This is a genomic window from Flintibacter muris (assembly GCF_943192995.1).
In the GTDB taxonomy this organism is placed as follows: Bacteria; Bacillota; Clostridia; order Oscillospirales; family Oscillospiraceae; genus Lawsonibacter; species Lawsonibacter muris.
This window is the reverse complement of record NZ_CALPCP010000116.1, coordinates 1-1,490: the sequence shown is the minus strand read 5'-3', so window position 1 is coordinate 1,490 and position 1,490 is coordinate 1. Positions and strand designations below refer to the sequence as shown.

At 55.8% G+C, this 1,490-nt stretch carries 1 protein-coding gene and 1 pseudogene; both read right to left on the bottom strand.

Going from position 1 to position 1,490, the window contains the following annotated elements; all coding sequences use genetic code 11:
• Window positions 1-9 precede the first annotated feature (9 nt).
• Complete coding sequence (locus NFS22_RS23560; protein ID WP_251320053.1) at window positions 10-1,179, bottom strand: DUF4240 domain-containing protein; 1,170 nt, start codon at window positions 1,177-1,179, stop codon at window positions 10-12.
• A pseudogene (locus NFS22_RS23555) lies at window positions 1,172-1,490 on the bottom strand (hypothetical protein); the annotation flags it as partial. The gene NFS22_RS23560 and the pseudogene NFS22_RS23555, both read right to left, overlap by 8 nt.

The window sequence follows — 1,490 nt, the reverse complement described above, 5'->3', positions numbered from 1 at the left end:
CCGGTCCATTTACATTCCCTCCATTTTTATATCAGTTTGCGGCCCGTTCCTCTGCGGGGGCCCGCCCTCACGCGCCTTTTGAATGTCCGGACAGTCGGAGAACCAAATTGTGTGATGAGACTTCAGATGGAACTCCACAGCGCCCGGTTCCAGGTATTTTTCGCACAGGCGAGGAAAATACGCCTCGATCTCATCCCATTCGTAAGGATAGTTGACACCTTCGCCATAGAAGATATCTTTTTTTAACGCGGCTGTCAGTGCTTTGTATGCGTCCGGGTCCGTGTTTTCATAGGCGTCCTTGCCGGTCAAATGCTTCATCGTTTCGTTTCCAGTGTAGAGTAATTCCTCAAACTGGCAGCCTCCATAGGCTTCCACATCTGCCAGAGAGTCCGGATCAGCCAACGCCGCCATGTAGACCTCCTCGCCCTGGGCGATGAGCCATGCCCGGAAGTCGATGAAGCCGTCGTCTGAGCAGCCGTTTTCACACATCAGCGAGGCGGCGGTCCACAGTCCGTATTGATACGATAGATTCAGGTATCCATACAGAATGTCGTGGAAATCCTGGGCCTGCTGCGGACTGCGGGCAATGAGCTGCCCGGCCAGCCACTGGCTGGATGCGTCCATATTCTGACCGCATTCTTTCTTTGCTCCGGCGATCAGCTCCCAGAAATCGGACTTGCTCATTTCCATCCCCGGCTGCGCCGGATACCACTGTTTCTTCAGGCCTCCCGCAAGGCTGTCGCATTCCGCTGCCCACTGTTCCAGCTCCTCATCGTTGGCCCGCATCTCCTGGGCGTAGAGTTCCAAGCCGCTGAGGATATTCTGTCTGGTCTGTTCACTCAGCTCAGGCGCGCCGCCGGAGTCTCTGGCGGCGGATACCGCCTGATCGAATGTACTGCCGATTTGCTCCGCCATCTCCCGGTATCCCTTGGGCGTGTCATCCTCAGTCAGCCCCCAGAACTCAGCCATATCTGTGATCAGTCTGCGAAATGTGGGCAGTTGTTCTTCCTGACCCTGTGCGGCAAGCCGGGCGGCGTGTTCCGTCAGGCCAGCGATGCACTGGCGCATCGTGTTTTTATATGCCTGATACTGCGGCTCCATCTGAGCGAGAAGTTCATCGACGGTATAGCCGCGGGTGTTTTCGCCCTGGGCCGGCGATGTCTGTTCTCTGTTATCCAAGCTGCATTCCTCCCAGTTCAATACGTTCCGCCATATCCTCAGCCTGGATAGGCGGAGCCTCGTAAAGCGTCTTTTTTCCGTAGGTGATTCGGATGATGTCCTCCGCGCAGTAATCGGCGCTGCGGCCAAACAGCCGCTCAAACTCACGGCGGTCCTGTGCGGGGATATCATAGGTGCTGTAATAATTCCTATGGCCTGTCAGGGAGTTTGCCGCCGTCTTGAAAGTCAGTTCCTTGCCATCTTTCTCAACCGTAACGGTCACCGTTTTAGCGCCGCTGGCTTTTAACGCCTCTGTGATGGCTTTCATTCGG